Raw genomic sequence first — 16716 nt, 5'->3', positions numbered from 1 at the left:
TCCACAAGTATGTTAATATCTTTCTTCATTTGTCAAGACGAACATTCGTACTTATGCACAATCTGTGGATAACTTGTGCATAACCTGTGATAAAATTGTGGGAAATCAATATATTGTGTGTATTTTTTCAGAATCAAATGTGGATAATAAAAAATTGTAATGTGGATACTGTGGAAAATGTTGTTGATATGTTGATATTACTGAGTTTTGATTGTGAATAAAATTGTGGGAAATTATTATCGAAATTTGTCTATTGACCAAGATATATGGGCAATACAACATGTCGGTAAGAATTTGAGAAACAAAGAAAAAGCCGCCTGAACAATTTTTCAGGCAGCAAATCAGGATTGAAGATTTTCCAACTCTTCTTGCAGTTCCAGCCATTCCAGTTCGAGTTCGCTGTAGGCTTGTTTAAACGAATCCAGTTGGTTTTGCAGCTCCAATGCTTTTTCATAATCACTGAAAATTTCCGGTTCGCATAGCTTGAGCTCGATGTTTTTAATTTCCTCTTCACAATTAGCAAGATTATTTTCAATCTCTTCCAATTTTCTTCGGATTTGTCTTTCTCTTTTTTTGAATTCTTTATTGGCTGACGATGAACGTTCGGGCTTGGTTTCTTGCGTTGCTTCTTTTTTCGCCACGCTCATTCCGGCCAATTCCATCAATTCTTGCTTTTTCTCGACATAATAGTCATAGTCCCCCAAATATTCCATCGAGCCTGTTGGAGATAATTCAATCACTTTTGTGGCGATTTTATTGATAAAATAACGGTCATGGGAAACAAATAAAATCGTTCCGGGGTAGTCCATCAACGCGTTTTCCAATACTTCCTTGCTGTCCAAATCGAGATGGTTCGTCGGTTCGTCCAGGACAAGGAAATTCGCTTTTTCCAGCATTAGCTTGGCAAGGGCTAGACGCGCTTTTTCTCCTCCGGACAGGGAATGTACAGGTTTTAGGACATCGTCGCCGCTAAATAAAAATTGACCTAATATGGAACGGATATCTTTTTCGTTCATAAGCGGCCATTCGTCCCATAGTTCATTCAAAACCGTCTTGTTGCTGTGAAGTTTCGTTTGATCTTGATCATAATAACCGATTTTGACGTTTGTTCCGTAACGGATGCTGCCGGATAAAACCGGCAAATCTTTAACGATGGTTTTTAGCAAAGTGGATTTTCCGATACCGTTTGGGCCGACAATGGCAACCCGATCTTGCCGGAAAATGCGCAAGTTGATATTTCGTGAAATAATATGTTCATGATCATACCCAATGGATAAATTATCGATTGACAGCACGTCGTTTCCGCTTTGTCGTTCGATTTCAAACCCGAATTTTGCGGATTTTTCATCACCGTCAGGAGCTTCCATCCATTGGATGCGTTCCAGCATTTTTCTCCTGCTTTTTGCAAGTCTGGCAGTGGAAGCGCGGGCAATGTTTTTTTGAATAAAGGCTTCCAGTCTCGCTTTTTCATCTTGCTGCTGTTCATACATTTTTAAATCGCGTTCGTACTGTTTTGCTTTTTGTTCCAAATAATCGCTATAATTTCCTATATATCTGGTTACACGGCCTCTCGATACCTCATATACGATATGAACAATCTGATCCAAAAAATAACGGTCGTGGGAAACCATTAGAATGGCGCCATCATAAGATTTTAAATAATTTTCAAGCCAGTTTAGAGTTTCGATATCTAAATGGTTGGTAGGCTCGTCTAAAATTAATAAATCCGGTTTGCTTAGTAGCAATTTGGCAAGGGCCAGCCGTGTGCGTTGCCCTCCCGATAAGGATGAAACGGTTTGTCCGTACATGTCAGGGTAGAATTTCATACCATGCAGAACGGAGCGGATATCCGCCTCATATTGATAACCGCCGGCTTCTTTAAATGTATGCTGCAGTTGATCATATTCTTTCATGATCCGATCGTAATTCTCAGGGTTTTCATAGACGGAAGGATCGGCCATTTGCTGTTCTAATTCCCGGAGCCTCTTTTCCAACTTTTTTAACGGTTCGAATACCGTCATCATTTCTTCCCAAATTGTCCTTTGCGAATCAAGGCCTGTATGTTGCTCTAAATAGCCAATTGTTATATCTTTAGGAATGATGATTTCCCCGGAATCGTACGGAATTTGGCCGGCGATGATTTTTAGCAAAGTGGTTTTCCCGGCGCCGTTGCGGCCGACCAGTGCAACACGGTCCCGATGTTGAATTTCCAATTTGACATCGCTTAAAATTTCATCAGCTAAGTAGGATTTTGATACTTGATTTACTTGAAGTATGATCATGTTTACACCTCAATTCATTATTTAAGTGTAATCGATAGAAGGAATTCAGGCAATGTGGACGCTTTACTTATTTTGTTATGTTTAGTAATATAAAATCAATTTCGATTTGAAGCAGGGGGATTATCGTGAAAAAAGATATAAAAATTCCACAAGCAACGACAAAAAGACTTCCTCTTTATTATCGATTTCTGCAAAATTTCGCAAATGCCGGAAAACAGAGGGTTTCATCCCAGGAATTAAGCGAGGCAATGAAGATTGACTCAGCCACGATCCGACGGGATTTTTCCTATTTCGGCGCTTTAGGGAAAAAAGGTTATGGATACGATGTTGCTTACTTATTGGAATTTTTCAGACAGATCCTCGATCAGGACGAGGGGGCGAATGTTGCCCTTATTGGTGTGGGGAATTTAGGAAGCGCTCTTTTAAAATATAATTTCCAGAAAAATCATAATACAAGAATAGTTGTTGCTTTCGATACAAAGGCTCCGATGGAAGGGCATGAAATAAACGGGATTCCGGTATATCATCCCGATCGGCTCGAGGAAATGTATCAAAAATACAATGCAGAACTGGCTATTTTGACGGTATCTTCGCGTTCGGCCCAAATGATTGCCGACCGGTTGGCAGCCATCAACGCGAAGGGAATTTTGAATTTTACGCCGGTCCGTTTAAATGTTCCGGAATCGATGAAAGTAATGAATATTGATTTGGCGGTAGAATTGGAAGCTCTAATCTATTTGATTCGTAATAGTGATTGATAAAAAGTTTTCACAAACAACCATTTGATATGTAATGAAAAATATGTCGAATTGGGGTAAAATAATTACATATGACTGAGGAGGTGGCATCATGGTTGTCCATTTAAGTGCGATTTCACCGTCAGCTCTTATTATAATTGGGGTTGTTGCGTTAATCATTTTTGGGCCGAAAAAGTTGCCTGAATTTGGACGGGCTATGGGAACGACTTTGCGCGAGTTCAAAAAAGGCACGCAAGGTTTGATTGATGATAGCGATATTACGGATTCTAAAAAAAATGTGATTGAACAAACTACCCTTCAAATAGATCAGCAAAAAAATTCCACTGAAACGGTTGAAGCGAAAGAACAAGAAAATAATAAGTAATTTTAAGGATGTCTAGTAAATGCAAAAGGATCCAAAAGAACTTCCTGTAATCGAGCATATAGAAGAATTAAGAAAGCGCTTGATCGTTTGTGCTGTTTTTTTTGCGATTGCATTATTTGCCGGATTTTATTTTGCTGAGCCGATCATCAAATACATCCAGTATGATGCGGAGCCATTTATTAAATATTTTCAGCCGGATCATGGGCAAATGAACAGTGAAGAATCTCAGGGGCTCACATTAAACGCATTTAAAGTGACCGATCCGCTAACCGTTTATTTGGAAGTCGCATTTTTTGTCGCGTTAATTTTAACATCGCCTGTGATTTTATATCAGCTTTGGGCGTTTATAGCTCCGGGGCTGTATGAAGCTGAAAGGAAGGCTACATTAAAATATATTCCTTACGCTTTTATCCTGTTTTTGGCTGGAGTATTGTTTGGCTACTTTATCCTTTTTCCGAACGTCATGAATTTTATGATGGGCTTGTCTGAACGATTGGGCATTCAGCAGACGATCGGCATTAACGAATACTTCGGCTTTTTATTCAAATTGGTGATACCTTTTGGCTTGTTGTTCCAACTTCCGGTGATTACCCTCTTTTTATCACGGCTCGGCATACTGAATCCTGTTTGGATGGTGAAATTTCGAAAGTATTCTTATTTTGCGTTGTTTGTCATTGCGGTATTGATTTCGCCTCCCGACTTGGTTTCGTATATTTTGATGTCCATTCCTCTGTTCGTTTTATATGAAATCAGCATTGCTATTGCAAAAATTGGATATAAGAAATATGAAAAAGCGGAAGAACAGCGGATGAAAGAGGAAAGGGAAGCGGCAGTAAATCATCAAGTGGAGGCTGCCCTGGCGGAACAACGCCGTCAAATGGAACAAATCAATCAGCAAAATTAAAGCCTATTTTCAATGAAAGTCCATTCATTGAAAATAGGTTTTTTGTTTTGCTGAAATCGGGGTTGCCAGAAACAATCGTCTGATGCATGTCACTGATTAAAAAATTGCTGGATATTATCAAGATTTAACTGCATGTACGTAACAAAGCCGTTTAACAGCATATGGCTGATGATTGGCGTAATGAGACGCTTTGTTTTATTGTACAAAAAAGCGAATATAAAACCGGTAATTGTATAAAGAATGATATGGCTGAAATCCAAATGGATGATGGCAAAGAAGATGGAGCTCACAAAGGCAGCCACCCAAAAGTTATTCTGGGCTTCCATGATGGAACCGAAAATGACCCGGCGGAATACAAGCTCTTCTAAAATCGGACCAAAGATGACAGATGCCAAAATCATAATCGGTGCTGTTTTCGTAACGTTGATGATCGCTTCTGTATTTTCTGATCCTGGTTTTATGCCTAGAGATGATTCAATTTGAACACCGATGATCTGGCCAAGATAAATCATAAAAAATCCTGCCAGCCCCCAACCGATCGCCGGCAAAACGGGCATTTTGTCCCCCTTTAAACAATTCCAAAAATTTTTATTTCTGGAAATTAGAATAAAAGCTATGATCAGGGCAATCCCTGCCGATATGGAAGACCACCAGGCGACGAGCGCAATGTCCGCCTCTTTTCCCTGCTGTTCTATAAAACCTAAAAGGAATTTCTTTAAAGGAGGTATCCATAGCAAAAAAGAAGAAAGCTGAAAACAAATATACGTCATTAATACATAAAAAGCTGTTTTTTGGGTATGAACTTTTTTTGGACTAACCAATCGTATAATTCCCTCTTTCTAAAAAAATTGTTTAAAATGTAAATGTAGGCATTAAATAGCATATGCTAATGACATTGCCAACCATATTCTATTGTAGAGGAATCTTGTTAGAAAAGAAATTTTTAATACTTCTCCCTTGCAAAAGCAGGAATGATTCATTATTATTATAAATGTGTTAGCACTCAGGACGGACGAGTGCTAATAAGGGAAGTTAAAATACGATTATTAGGAGGTTGTTTCACTTGCTAAAACCATTAGGAGATCGTGTCGTTATCGAATTAATCGAAGTCGAAGAAAAAACTGCATCTGGACTTGTACTTCCTGATTCCGCAAAAGAAAAACCACAAGAAGGTAAAGTTGTGGCTGTAGGCTCTGGCCGAGTATTAGACAATGGAACTCGCGTTGAACCCGAAGTAAAAGTCGGAGACACTATCATCTTCTCTAAATACGCTGGAACTGAAGTGAAATATGAAGGTAAAGAATATTTGATTTTAAGAGAAAGTGACATCTTGGCAGTTTTATAATAAATAGAACGAAAATTCCATTTACGCCTGTTCAATTTTATGAATTTTAAGGCGTCTAAATACCAGTTTCGATTACCGAAAGAAAAAATACGGAGGTAGGCAAAATGGCAAAAGATATCAAGTTTGCAGAAGAAGCTCGCGCGTTAATGCTGAAAGGTGTAGATAAATTAGCAAACGCTGTGAAAGTGACATTGGGTCCAAAAGGACGCAACGTTGTACTTGAAAAGAAATTCGGTTCACCTCTAATCACAAATGACGGTGTAACAATCGCCAAAGAAATCGAACTTGAAAACCCATATGAAAACATGGGTGCAAAATTAGTTGCAGAAGTTGCTTCCAAAACAAACGAAGTTGCCGGGGACGGTACAACTACTGCAACAGTGTTGGCTCAAGCGATGATTCGTGAAGGCTTGAAAAACGTGACTAGCGGCGCAAACCCTGTAGGCATCCGCAAAGGTATTGAAAAAGCTGTTGCTGCAGCAGTCGAAGAATTGAAAAACATTTCCCGTCCAGTTCAAAATAAAGAAGAAATCGCCCAAGTTGCTTCCATTTCTGCAGCTGACGAAGAAGTAGGTAAATTCATTTCTGAAGCAATGGACCGCGTTGGTACTAACGGTGTTATCACAATTGAAGAATCTAAAGGTTTCGCTACAGAATTAGATGTAGTGGAAGGTATGCAATTTGATCGCGGTTACGTATCTCACTACATGGTAACTGATACAGACAAAATGGAAGCTGTATTAGAAAACCCATACATCTTGATTACGGATAAGAAAATTTCCAACATCCAAGACATCCTTCCATTATTGGAGCAAGTGGTACAACAAAGCAAACCATTGTTAATCATTGCTGAAGATATTGAAGGTGAAGCACTTGCGACATTAGTATTGAACAAATTGCGCGGTACATTCCAAGTAGTGGCAGTAAAAGCTCCTGGCTTCGGTGACCGCCGCAAAGCAATGCTTGAAGATATCGCAATCTTGACAGGTGGACAAGTAATCACTTCAGACCTTGGTCTAGAATTAAAAACTGCAGACATATCTCAATTAGGCCGCGCTGGCAAAGTTGTTGTAAGTAAAGAAAACACAACAATCGTAGAAGGTGCAGGCGATCAAGCTGCAATCGAATCACGCGTAAATCAAATCCGTGCACAAATCGAAGAAACAACTTCAGAATTTGATAAAGAAAAATTACAAGAACGCTTGGCAAAACTTGCTGGCGGTGTTGCAGTAATCAAAGTTGGTGCTGCTACTGAAACAGAACTAAAAGAACGCAAACTTCGCATTGAAGACGCATTGAACGCTACTCGTGCAGCGGTTGAAGAAGGTATCGTTGCAGGTGGTGGTACTGCATTAGTAAATGTTTATAAGGCAGTAGAAAAAGTATTAGATGAAGTTGATGGTGATGTAGCAACTGGTGTGAAAATCGTGCTTCGCGCTCTTGAAGAACCAGTTCGTCAAATCGCAGAAAATGCCGGATTGGAAGGTTCAATCATTGTTGATCGCTTAAAACGTGAAGAAGTAGGCATTGGTTTCAATGCTGCCACTGGCGAATGGGTGAACATGATTGAAGCAGGTATCGTTGACCCTGCAAAAGTAACTCGTTCTGCTCTTCAAAATGCCGCATCTGTCGCTGCATTGTTCTTGACAACTGAAGCGGTGGTAGCTGACATTCCTGAACCACCAGCCCAAAATTCCGGAATGCCAGATATGGGCGGCATGATGTAATATCCGGGGTTTCAATCTAAGAGGGTTCTTTCCAAATCTTTGGAAAGAACCCTCTTTCGTGTTTCCAACATGCAGTTTCATTGCTTAAATCTGACATTCTTAGCGGCTGCTTTTGTTTTTGCACCTTCATTGATTCGATTTTGCTTTTGAACTTGCGCAAAATAAATATCAAATCAATATTTATTTTGAACCATCATTAGAAAATGGAGGTTTTATCACAAAATCTTTGTTTTACAATAAATTTTATAAAATTACTATGTTTTATTAAAAAATTATTTTATAATAAAGAATAATTCGCCAAACAAAATTGTATTTTATATTGGAATGCGTGTTTTTTAGATGTATGAAAGATTCGCCGTATTTGCCGCACTAAACCTTTTGAACCCGTGAGAAAAGGGGCATTCCGTTGGATCCTGTCATTTCAATCTTCATCCTGTCTGGCCACCCAAAATGTTCAGGATGTGTTTCTTTTTGATACTTACTTTTTTAATGTATAATACAATTAGCTGAGTATTGTTTTGGCATGAAACATTATCGTATTGTGTGGGGGTTTCTTATGGAAGCATTGGATATTTTAGATAGATTAAATGAAATAGAAGTGTATTATGAACCGATTTTTAGCGCGGATTCCCAGTCAATTGTCGCCTTTCAGGTTTCCGGTAAACTTGAAATTAATGGAAATACGATCGATATCGTCAATTTTACATACGATTCATCAGTGCCGGAAGAGTTAAGAAAAGAAACAGAAGTGCAATTAATTAAAATGGCATTGAAAGAAGCAAAAAATAAATTGAACGAATACTATCTCTATTTGCCATGCAACCCGAATTTGTTTATGACTGATGTGGGTGAATTGTATTTTCAAACAATCAAACAAACCATTGATGAGTCCCTGTTGCCAAAAATCTATTTAGTGATTCCAGCCCATAAATATCAGGGGGATGCCGAAGAGCTGCATCATCCGATTCGATATATGAAAACTTATGGAGTCAAAATCGCTTTGGATGATATCGGAAAAGACAGCAATTTGGACCAAATTTTCATGCTGGAACCGACCGTATTAATGATTAATATCGCCCAGCTAAATTATGATGCATGGGGTTCGCAAAGCCATGTGTTTACAACCATTCAAAATTTGGCGATTAAAATGGGCGCCACTTTAATGTTTAAAGATATTAAAACGGATTACCAATTGCATCATGCCTGGAAGCATGGAGCGCGTTATTTCAAAGGCGAATATTTACAGAAACCTTCTGCACAACTAAATCCGACAGACGCATTAAAAGAGCGGTTCAGCAATGATTGCAAGCAGTTTATTGCGACTGAAAGAAAGCAACTGGAGTTAAAATATGAAGAAATGAAGAAATTGAAAAGAACCATTGCGACGATTGTTGAACAATCAAGAATCCAAAGCAATGATGAGGAATCGCTTTTGGCACTGGCAAATAAATTGACGCCTTATGCTTTTCGATTTTACATTTGCGATGAAGAAGGTTTTCAAATTTCGCCGAATATTGTTCGAAAAAATGGCGAATGGGAAGTGGAAAAAGAAGCTCTTGGGAAAAACTGGAGCTGGCGTCCGTATTTCTTGATGAATATTATTAAATTAAAAGAAGATACAAAAGGCGAATTGTCAAATATCTATAGCGATATTAAAACCGGAGAATTAACCCGGACATTTTCGATGGCATTGGATGACAACGAATATTTATTTGTTGATATTTCTTACGATTATTTATATGAACATAATTTATTATATTAACTCGTTTAGTTGTTCCAAAAGGATGATAGATTCATAAAGGGATGAAGGCTATCCGGAGAGCGGTCTTTCCGGGTGGCCTGTTTTTTTGCCACAGGCCATTGAACTGTTATTTTCTTTAAAACATCATCATACAATCTATTGATTGGCATAAGCGCGAAAAGGAGGATGTGTTATTCAAATTCATGTTGTGCGGCCGGGAGAAACCCTTTGGGGAATCGCGCAAAGCTATAATGTAAATCCGCAAACCATAATCCAAACCAATCAGATTGAAACGCCGAATGAATTGGTTGTAGGGCAAGCCATTGTCATTCCGATTGTCGGAAGTTTTTATTGGGTACAACCGGGAGACACCCTTTTTGCCATTGCGCAGCGATATGGATTAAATTATGTTACGCTTGCACAGATCAACGGCATTAATCCCAATCTGCCATTGATGCCTGGAATCCGATTATATATTCCACCGCGCCAAAAAACGAGGGCGGAAGTCAATATCTATATTGAACCGTCAGGAAACTCGGTTAGCGAAACATTATTAAATAGTGCCCGCGAGGCGGGGCCGTATCTCACATACCTGGCGACATTCAGTTATCAAGCAAGGAGAGACGGCAGCCTGGTTCCTATGCCGATACAAGGAATTCCGGAAGTGGCCGAAAACAGCAGGGCCTCTTTGATGCTTGTTGTGACAAATTTGGAGAACGGCCAATTCAGTGCAGAACTGGGGAGAGACATATTGCAAAGCGCAGCAGTGCAAGACGTTTTGCTGGACAACATCATTGAAGAAGCAAAACGGATTGGAAGTGTATCGAATATTCATTTTGACTTTGAATTTTTGCCTCCGGACCAAAAAGAAGCCTATAACAATTTTTTAAGGAAAGCTGCGGAGCGTTTGCATGGCGAAGGATTTTTGATATCAAGCGCTTTGGCTCCAAAACTGTCCCGGGAGCAGGCAGGACAATGGTATGAAGCCCACGATTATCGCGCCCATGGGGAAATAGTGGATTTTGTTGTGTTGATGACCTACGAATGGGGGTATTCGGGAGGACCGCCAATGCCGGTATCGCCCATTACCGAAGTAGAAAAAGTATTAAATTATGCTTTGACGGAAATGCCGGCTGAAAAGATTATGATGGGCCAGAATTTATATGGCTATGATTGGACTCTGCCTTATGTGGAAGGCGGAAAATATGCCAGAGCCATCAGTCCTCAACAAGCGATTGCCATTGCCCGTGAACATAATGCGGAAATTCAATACGACCCGAGAGCCCAGGCGCCATTTTTCTATTATGTTGACGATGAAGGGAATAATCATGAAGTATGGTTTGAAGATGCAAGATCCATTCAGGCAAAGTTTGATTTAATGAAAAGACTAAATTTGAGAGGCATCAGCTATTGGAAGCTGGGATTTGCATTTCCTCAAAATTGGCTGCTCATACAAGACAACTTTAATGTGGTGAAAAGATAGTATCCGTGCATCGCCCGAGTCTAGAGGAAGATTCATCACGTCAGTGGCTGACCGGCTCGGGCTGAAATTTTCCGTTGTACATAAGGAATATTGTGGAAAGATTCCGCGCAAAACCGGGTGGATTCTTTTATTTGGCATATATTCAAATTTCGAATTTTTTTTAAAGTACTACCAGATCGCCGCATTATCACATATAATATTTGTATATGAATAAATGTTTATATAAGAATTGGTGGTGAATAAGTTGGAAGAAAATAAGGGCTTTAACAATGGCGATGAAGAAACAATGGATTTAGATGAGGAGACGTTATTTTTAGTATCCCAGACGTTTAAAGCGTTGAGCGATCCAACGCGGATCCGGATATTATATTTAATTTCTCAAAAAGAATGTTCAGTGAATGAAATTGCGAAAACATTAAATCTTAGCCAGCCGAATGTATCCCATCAATTGCGTTTTTTAAAGAACTTGAGACTTGTCAAATATCGCAGGGAAGGAACGACAATGTATTATTCTATCGATGATGACCACATTGTACATATGCTGTACCAAACGATTGAGCATTCGAAACATTGAAGTTTATGAGCATATACTAATATAAAGGAGGTATGATGATGGGACATGGACATCATCATGCACACCACGACCATACCCATGGTGCCAATAAAAGAACATTGACGATTGCGTTTTTCATCATAGCCGTTTACATGCTGATTGAAGCAATTGGCGGCATTCTCACAAACAGTCTCGCGCTTCTTTCCGATGCCGGCCATATGCTGAGCGATGCTGTTTCATTAGGTGTCGGAGTGCTGGCTTTCAAATTTGGGGAGAAGGTTGCTGATTATAGCCGGACTTACGGATACCGGCGTTTTGAAATATTAGCCGCCGTTTTCAACGGCGCCACGTTAATCGTCATATCCATTTTTATTTTTATTGAAGCCATCCAGCGTTTCTTCTATCCCCCGGAAATCTCATCTTATGGCATGTTGGGAATTGCAATGGTCGGGTTGGCGGTGAATGTTCTTGTTGCTTGGATTTTAATGCGCGGTGGCGATACGCATGATAATTTGAACATGCGGGCAGCCTTCCTTCATGTAGTGGGAGATATGCTAGGGTCGGTGGCGGCAATTGTGGCGGCACTCTTCATCCTTCTTCTCGACTGGAGATGGATGGACCCGCTGGCAAGTATCATTGTTGCGTTCATCATCATAACAAGCGGCTACAGGGTGACGAAGGATGCCGTCCATGTATTGATGGAAGGCACTCCAAGCAATGTCGATATCGATGAAATTATTACATTGTTCAATAATACCCCGGGGATCATTGGAATCCATGATTTGCATGTATGGTGCATCACCAGCGGACAAAATGCCCTGTCATGCCATGCGGTAGTGAAAAACGATTTGTCTTTGACAGAAATACAGAATATATTAAAGAACATCGAACATGAATTGCTGCATTTAGGTATTGCCCATATGACGGTGCAAATAGAAGATGAAAATCATGTCCACGATGATTCCGTGCTGTGCAAAAACAATGGGATTCATCACCACCACCATCATCATTAAATTTAGCCTCCATCTTCCAAAGATGGAGGCTATTGATTTTTCAATAAATTTTTCAACTCGGCAAGGACTGTTTTCAATGGTTGTTTTTCCCCTGCTTCAAAAAAATTGCTGAATGGGTCTCCCCATGTTTTTAATCTTTCCATGATGACTGGAATGGTAAAGTTGTGGGGATGCAACTTTTCCCCTACTTCTTCCCAATAAAGTGGAGCAGCAACACAGCCGTATTCATTTCCCCTTGACGAGTATGGGGCGATAATGGTTTTCCCCCCGGCATGTTGTATATAATCCAGATACAACTTTTTTCCCCTGTTCTTTTTCAATCTTTCCAAAGTAAAGAGTTGAGGATTTTCATTGACCAAAAATTTGCAGATGAATTCGGTGAAAATCCGTGTTTCATCATAGGTAAATGCATTTTTTTGAAGCGGTATATACACCTGCAATCCTTTTCCTCCGGATGTTTTGACAAAGGCTTGCAATTCAAACCGGTCAAAGATGGCTTTCATTTTTAAAGCGGCTTCAACAGCAAGCGGAAATTCGTTGACCGATGGGGGATCCAGGTCAAAGACGATTTCCGTGGGGCAATCAGTGTCAACAGTTTGAAAGGGGATATGGAATTCCAGGGCAAGCTGATTGCCAAGCCAGAATAATGTGGGCAGGTCATTGCAAACGATATAATCAATATCTTCTATCCGTTTTGTTTGTACAAATTCCGGAGCATAGTCCGGAACATTTTTCTGATAAAAATGTTCGCCGCTAACGCCATGGGGATAACGGATGGCGGTCAGTGCCCGTTTCTGCAGAAAAGGAAGCAAATAAGGGGCAACTTGTTCCAAATAAAGCAGATAATGCTCTTTCGACAAATTCAATTTTGGCCAGACCGGCTTGTCGGGATGGGTGATTTGAACCTTCTCGGGCAACGGATGAAGTTGCTTTTGAAGGGTTGTCCAATTGCATTCCTCCGGTGATAAGTCAAAACGGAAGGAATGGAATCTCGGTTCCCTTAATTTTTTTCCATCGAAATCGATGCAGGCAACATCGGCGCAAATGGATGGAGGCAATGTCCAGATGGAGTTGGAAGTTTTTTCTCCTTTTGTTTGGAAAAAAGAAGCCAATGTTTGAAATGCTTCATCGGTCAGACCGTGTTTAAAAGCGGTGACCTCCACCAATTGGCCATCTTTATAAACCGCTCCGGTAAAGTAGCCGTTTGCTTTGTTGAAAGAAAGGACGATAGTGGAAACATATCTCCAATTTTTTATTTTGATCCAGTCGGTTGTTCTTTGTCCGCTCATCCATGGGCTTGCTTTCCGTTTGGCGACCATTCCTTCTCCGTTGTGCTCTTTGATGATTTTCCAAAGAGCGTCGCCATCTTCGCAACTTTCAATACATTGAATTTGTCCCCGATGGAAAAATTGGATTTTCATCGGAAGATCTGCTTTTTGAAAAAGTTCAAGCAACCGTTTTTTTCGTTCTTCGAGGGGGAGCGTATTCATCTCGTTTCCATTCATTTTAAGCAGATCAAAAACGATAAATTGGCATGGGAACCGTTTGCTTGCTTGTTGGATGCTTTGTTTTGTTTTCATTTTTCCCCGGGATTGGACTATGGAAAAATTGCTTCGGTAATTATTTTCCAAGTAGACGATTTCCCCATCAAAGGCTAACGGAAGAAAAGGTTTTACATTTGGAAATGCCTGTTTGCAAAAATCAATCAGTTCGGGGAACAATGGGGATAAGTCGCGTTGATTTCTGCTGATGATGGCAGGAACTGCATCTTCCCATTCCAAGATTGCCCGAAAGCCGTCATATTTTGCTTCGTAAATCCACTCATCCCCGGTCGGCCATTCATCCGCGGATGTAAGAAGCATTGGCTTCATGGCAAAAACCTCCTTGTTCATTATTGTTAGACGGAGTGACAAGGTTATACATAGTTATGGTTCATCTAAGCATAATAAGAAAAAGGCAGGTGATAGTATGCATACGATCTGGAAAGGCAGCATCAGTTTCGGCCTGGTCAACATCCCGGTCAAATTGCATGCCGCTACAGAAGATAAAGATGTGAAATTGAGGCAGCTTCATAAAGAGTGCAATACGCCCATTAACTATAAAAAGATATGCCCTGTTTGCGACCGGGAAGTGAAAAATGAGGAAATCGTCAAAGCCTATGAATATGCCAAGAACAAATTCGTGATATTGGATGAGGAAGATTTGGAAACAATAAAAAAAGAAAATGAAGAAAAAGCGGTTGAAATTCTGGAATTTGTAAAGCTTGAAGAAATCGATCCGATCTATTTTCAGCGAAGTTATTTTTTATCTCCGGATACTGGTGGAATGAAAGCTTATGCATTGCTCAGGCAAGCGTTGAAGGAATCGGGAAAAATCGGTGTGGCGAAAATCACGATTCGTTCAAAGGAGCAGCTCGCGGTTGTCCGGGTTTATGAAGACACGTTGTTAATGGAAACGATATATTATCCCGATGAAGTCAGAAGCGCGAAGGATGTACCGAATATTCCAAGCGAAGAAAAAGTGGTGCAAAAAGAGTTGGAAACGGCTCTGATGTTAATCGACCAATTGACGGTCAAATTCGATCCTGAAAAATACCATGATGACTATCGGACTGCCCTTCTTGAATTAATCGAGAAGAAGAAAGCGGGGGAAACGGTAACCGCCAAGGAGAAAGAACCGGCGATTCCGCCGGATATGACGGATTTAATGAGCGCCCTCGAAGCGTCTTTGAAGAAAGTAAAAAAGAAGCCTTCAGGACGAAAGCGGAAAACGCAGGAAAAGAAGGAAGCATAGCAAAACAAAAGGACATTTCAAAGGGAGTCCCTTTGAAATATCCTTTTTTGTTATTATAGACTATCGCCGAAATCTGCTCTGAATTTTTCCACAAGCCGTTCAGGCCAATCGGATAATGCATCCAATTTTCCGACGAAGAAACGCAATACTTTAGGCTCATCGACGTATTTTAATCCGCCGATGATGTCACGATTTTCATATAGCCATGCAATCCGGTCGACTGCATATTTGATTTGGGATAACGTAAATACCCGTCTAGGAACTGCAAGGCGAACCAGCTCCATATTGGCGAGTTTTTCTACACCATTTTCATCCCGCGCTTCTGACATCGTACCCCGTTCCATGCCGCGCACTCCGCTTGCAATATAAATGGCTGCCGCCAATGCGCCGGCCGGATACTCGTTTTGCGGAACATGAGGCAAGAATTCCATCGCGTTGATGTGGCATCCCAATCCTCCAGGCGGCGTCACGACAGGGACACCTTTTTTGATGAATTCATTTGTCATATATTCAATGAAAAGAGGTCCCTGGCTGATCATTTCTTCGTCCATTGTTTCTTCCAAACCGACGGCAATGGCTTCAATTTCGCGTACACTCATTCCGCCATAAGTCAAGAATCCTTCGTATAAAGTTACATACTCCCGCATTGCGCGCATATCTTCTTCGCTATCTGTAATGATTCCGCCCCCACGAGCAAAGCCGAGTTTGCGCGCAGAGAAGTAGATAATGTCGCATAAGTCGGAAATTTCCCGCGTGATTTCGCGGATTGTCATATCTTTGCATGAAGGTTCTCGTTGTTTGATAAAGTACAAGTTGTCTTGAAGCAAACTTGCGTCAAGCACCAGTTTGATTCCGTATTGATCACAAACTTTGCGGACTTCCCTCAAGTTTGCTAATGAGAAAGGCTGTCCGCCGATCAAATTTGTACCTGCTTCCATACGGACAAACGGAATGTTTTCAGCGCCCACTTCATTGATGAGCTTAAGCAATTTTCCGATATCGATGTTTCCTTTGAAAGGATAATTGCTATTTAAATTCAATGCTTCATCCGTGAAAATTTCAACCACTGTGCCTCCTTCTTTTGTAATATGGGCTTGGGTTGTCGTAAAGTGGTAGTTCATCGGAACATAAGAACCAGGTTTGACATACACCGTACTTAAAATATTTTCGCAGGCACGGCCTTGATGCGCAGGAAGGAAATATTTTTTGCCGAAAATCTCTTGTATTGTTTTTTCCAATCTGGTGAAAGAAGCGCTTCCTGCATAACTATCATCCGCGATTAACATGGCAGCTTGCTGGCGGTCGCTCATCGCGTTTACGCCGCTGTCTGTCAACATGTCCAGGAAAACGTCTTTGTTCTGTAAAAGGAACGTATTATATCCGGCTTCTTTCATTGCATTTAGACGCTCTTCCACCGGCAGTAGATTAAGTTTTTGAATGATGCGGACTTTGTGCATCTCTAAAGGTATATTTTCCCCGGAGTAAAACTTAACTGTCATTACAATGATCCCCCTACAAACTTTATCACTTTAATGCTTTGACGCTTCAACGCTTCAACGCTTCAACGCAATAAAAAGCCGCTATATATTAATCATACATCAATTCCGGCAAAAAAATAAGATATTACTTAAATTTCAGGAAAAAATCTATTTTCGACAGAATATTTTGATTTTTTCAGAAAAATCATTTGCGAATGAAAAATCATAAGGACGGATGAAGTGTTCATTGCATGGCAGTTGATTGAAGATGCATG

Annotated in this window: 14 protein-coding genes; 10 read left to right on the top strand and 4 right to left on the bottom strand. The window is 40.4% G+C overall.

Annotated features, from left to right (window positions below):
- Positions 1-341: 341 nt before the first annotated feature.
- Complete coding sequence (locus NST62_RS12195; RefSeq protein ID WP_342462934.1) at positions 342-2282, bottom strand: ABC-F family ATP-binding cassette domain-containing protein; 1941 nt, start codon at positions 2280-2282, stop codon at positions 342-344.
- A gap of 125 nt (positions 2283-2407) precedes the next feature.
- Between NST62_RS12195 and NST62_RS12190 the strand changes: the two genes are divergently transcribed.
- From NST62_RS12190 to tatC, 3 genes are all read left to right on the top strand, one after another.
- A complete protein-coding gene (locus tag NST62_RS12190) occupies positions 2408-3040 on the top strand; it encodes a redox-sensing transcriptional repressor Rex (protein ID WP_141603062.1) in 633 nt (210 codons plus the stop codon).
- A gap of 91 nt (positions 3041-3131) precedes the next feature.
- Positions 3132-3404, top strand: a complete 273-nt coding sequence (locus tag NST62_RS12185) for a twin-arginine translocase TatA/TatE family subunit (protein WP_141603063.1) — start codon at positions 3132-3134, stop codon at positions 3402-3404.
- Positions 3405-3423: 19 nt separating this feature from the next.
- Positions 3424-4308 carry a twin-arginine translocase subunit TatC gene (tatC, locus tag NST62_RS12180; protein ID WP_141603064.1) on the top strand — a complete coding sequence of 295 codons (885 nt, stop codon included), beginning with the start codon at positions 3424-3426 and terminating at the stop codon, positions 4306-4308.
- Positions 4309-4397: 89 nt separating this feature from the next.
- Here tatC and NST62_RS12175 read toward each other — a convergent pair whose 3' ends face one another.
- A complete protein-coding gene (locus NST62_RS12175; protein WP_328215298.1) occupies positions 4398-4865 on the bottom strand; it encodes a CPBP family intramembrane glutamic endopeptidase in 468 nt (155 codons plus the stop codon).
- 506 nt (positions 4866-5371) lie between these two features.
- Here NST62_RS12175 and groES point away from each other — a divergent pair.
- The 6 genes from groES (at position 5372) to NST62_RS12145 (ending at position 12170) form a co-directional block, all read left to right on the top strand.
- Positions 5372-5653 (top strand): co-chaperone GroES, encoded by a 282-nt coding sequence (groES, locus tag NST62_RS12170; RefSeq protein ID WP_141603065.1) that lies wholly within the window; start codon positions 5372-5374, stop codon positions 5651-5653.
- Between the two features lie 104 nt (positions 5654-5757).
- Positions 5758-7380, top strand: a complete 1623-nt coding sequence (gene groL, locus NST62_RS12165; protein ID WP_342462933.1) for a chaperonin GroEL — start codon at positions 5758-5760, stop codon at positions 7378-7380.
- A 556-nt stretch (positions 7381-7936) separates the two neighbouring features.
- Positions 7937-9142: an EAL-associated domain-containing protein gene (locus NST62_RS12160; protein ID WP_141603067.1), complete on the top strand. Its 1206-nt coding sequence runs from the start codon at positions 7937-7939 to the stop codon at positions 9140-9142.
- Between the two features lie 172 nt (positions 9143-9314).
- Positions 9315-10604 carry a glycoside hydrolase family 18 protein gene (locus NST62_RS12155; RefSeq protein ID WP_342463297.1) on the top strand — a complete coding sequence of 430 codons (1290 nt, stop codon included), beginning with the start codon at positions 9315-9317 and terminating at the stop codon, positions 10602-10604.
- Positions 10605-10890: 286 nt separating this feature from the next.
- On the top strand, positions 10891-11178 hold the full coding sequence (locus NST62_RS12150; RefSeq protein WP_141603095.1) for a metalloregulator ArsR/SmtB family transcription factor: 288 nt from the start codon (positions 10891-10893) through the stop codon (positions 11176-11178).
- A gap of 38 nt (positions 11179-11216) precedes the next feature.
- Complete coding sequence (locus NST62_RS12145) at positions 11217-12170, top strand: cation diffusion facilitator family transporter (RefSeq protein WP_141603069.1); 954 nt, start codon at positions 11217-11219, stop codon at positions 12168-12170.
- Positions 12171-12199: 29 nt separating this feature from the next.
- On the opposite strand, the gene NST62_RS12140 is transcribed toward NST62_RS12145, so the two are convergent.
- Positions 12200-14041 (bottom strand): DNA ligase D, encoded by a 1842-nt coding sequence (locus NST62_RS12140; RefSeq protein ID WP_141603070.1) that lies wholly within the window; start codon positions 14039-14041, stop codon positions 12200-12202.
- A 97-nt stretch (positions 14042-14138) separates the two neighbouring features.
- Here NST62_RS12140 and NST62_RS12135 point away from each other — a divergent pair, with 97 nt between their 5' ends.
- A complete protein-coding gene (locus NST62_RS12135; protein ID WP_328215294.1) occupies positions 14139-14963 on the top strand; it encodes a Ku protein in 825 nt (274 codons plus the stop codon).
- A gap of 53 nt (positions 14964-15016) precedes the next feature.
- Here the strand turns inward: NST62_RS12135 and NST62_RS12130 are convergent, their stop codons facing one another.
- The gene (locus NST62_RS12130) at positions 15017-16462 is read right to left on the bottom strand and encodes a tryptophanase (RefSeq protein ID WP_141603072.1); all 1446 of its coding nucleotides are present in this window, start codon (positions 16460-16462) and stop codon (positions 15017-15019) included.
- Positions 16463-16716 lie beyond the last annotated feature (254 nt).

The sequence above is a fragment of the Ureibacillus sp. FSL K6-8385 genome, from assembly GCF_038593155.1.
In the GTDB taxonomy this organism is placed as follows: Bacteria; Bacillota; Bacilli; order Bacillales_A; family Planococcaceae; genus Ureibacillus; species Ureibacillus terrenus.
The sequence above is the reverse complement of the archived record's forward strand: the minus strand, read 5'-3'. Positions and strand labels throughout refer to the sequence as shown.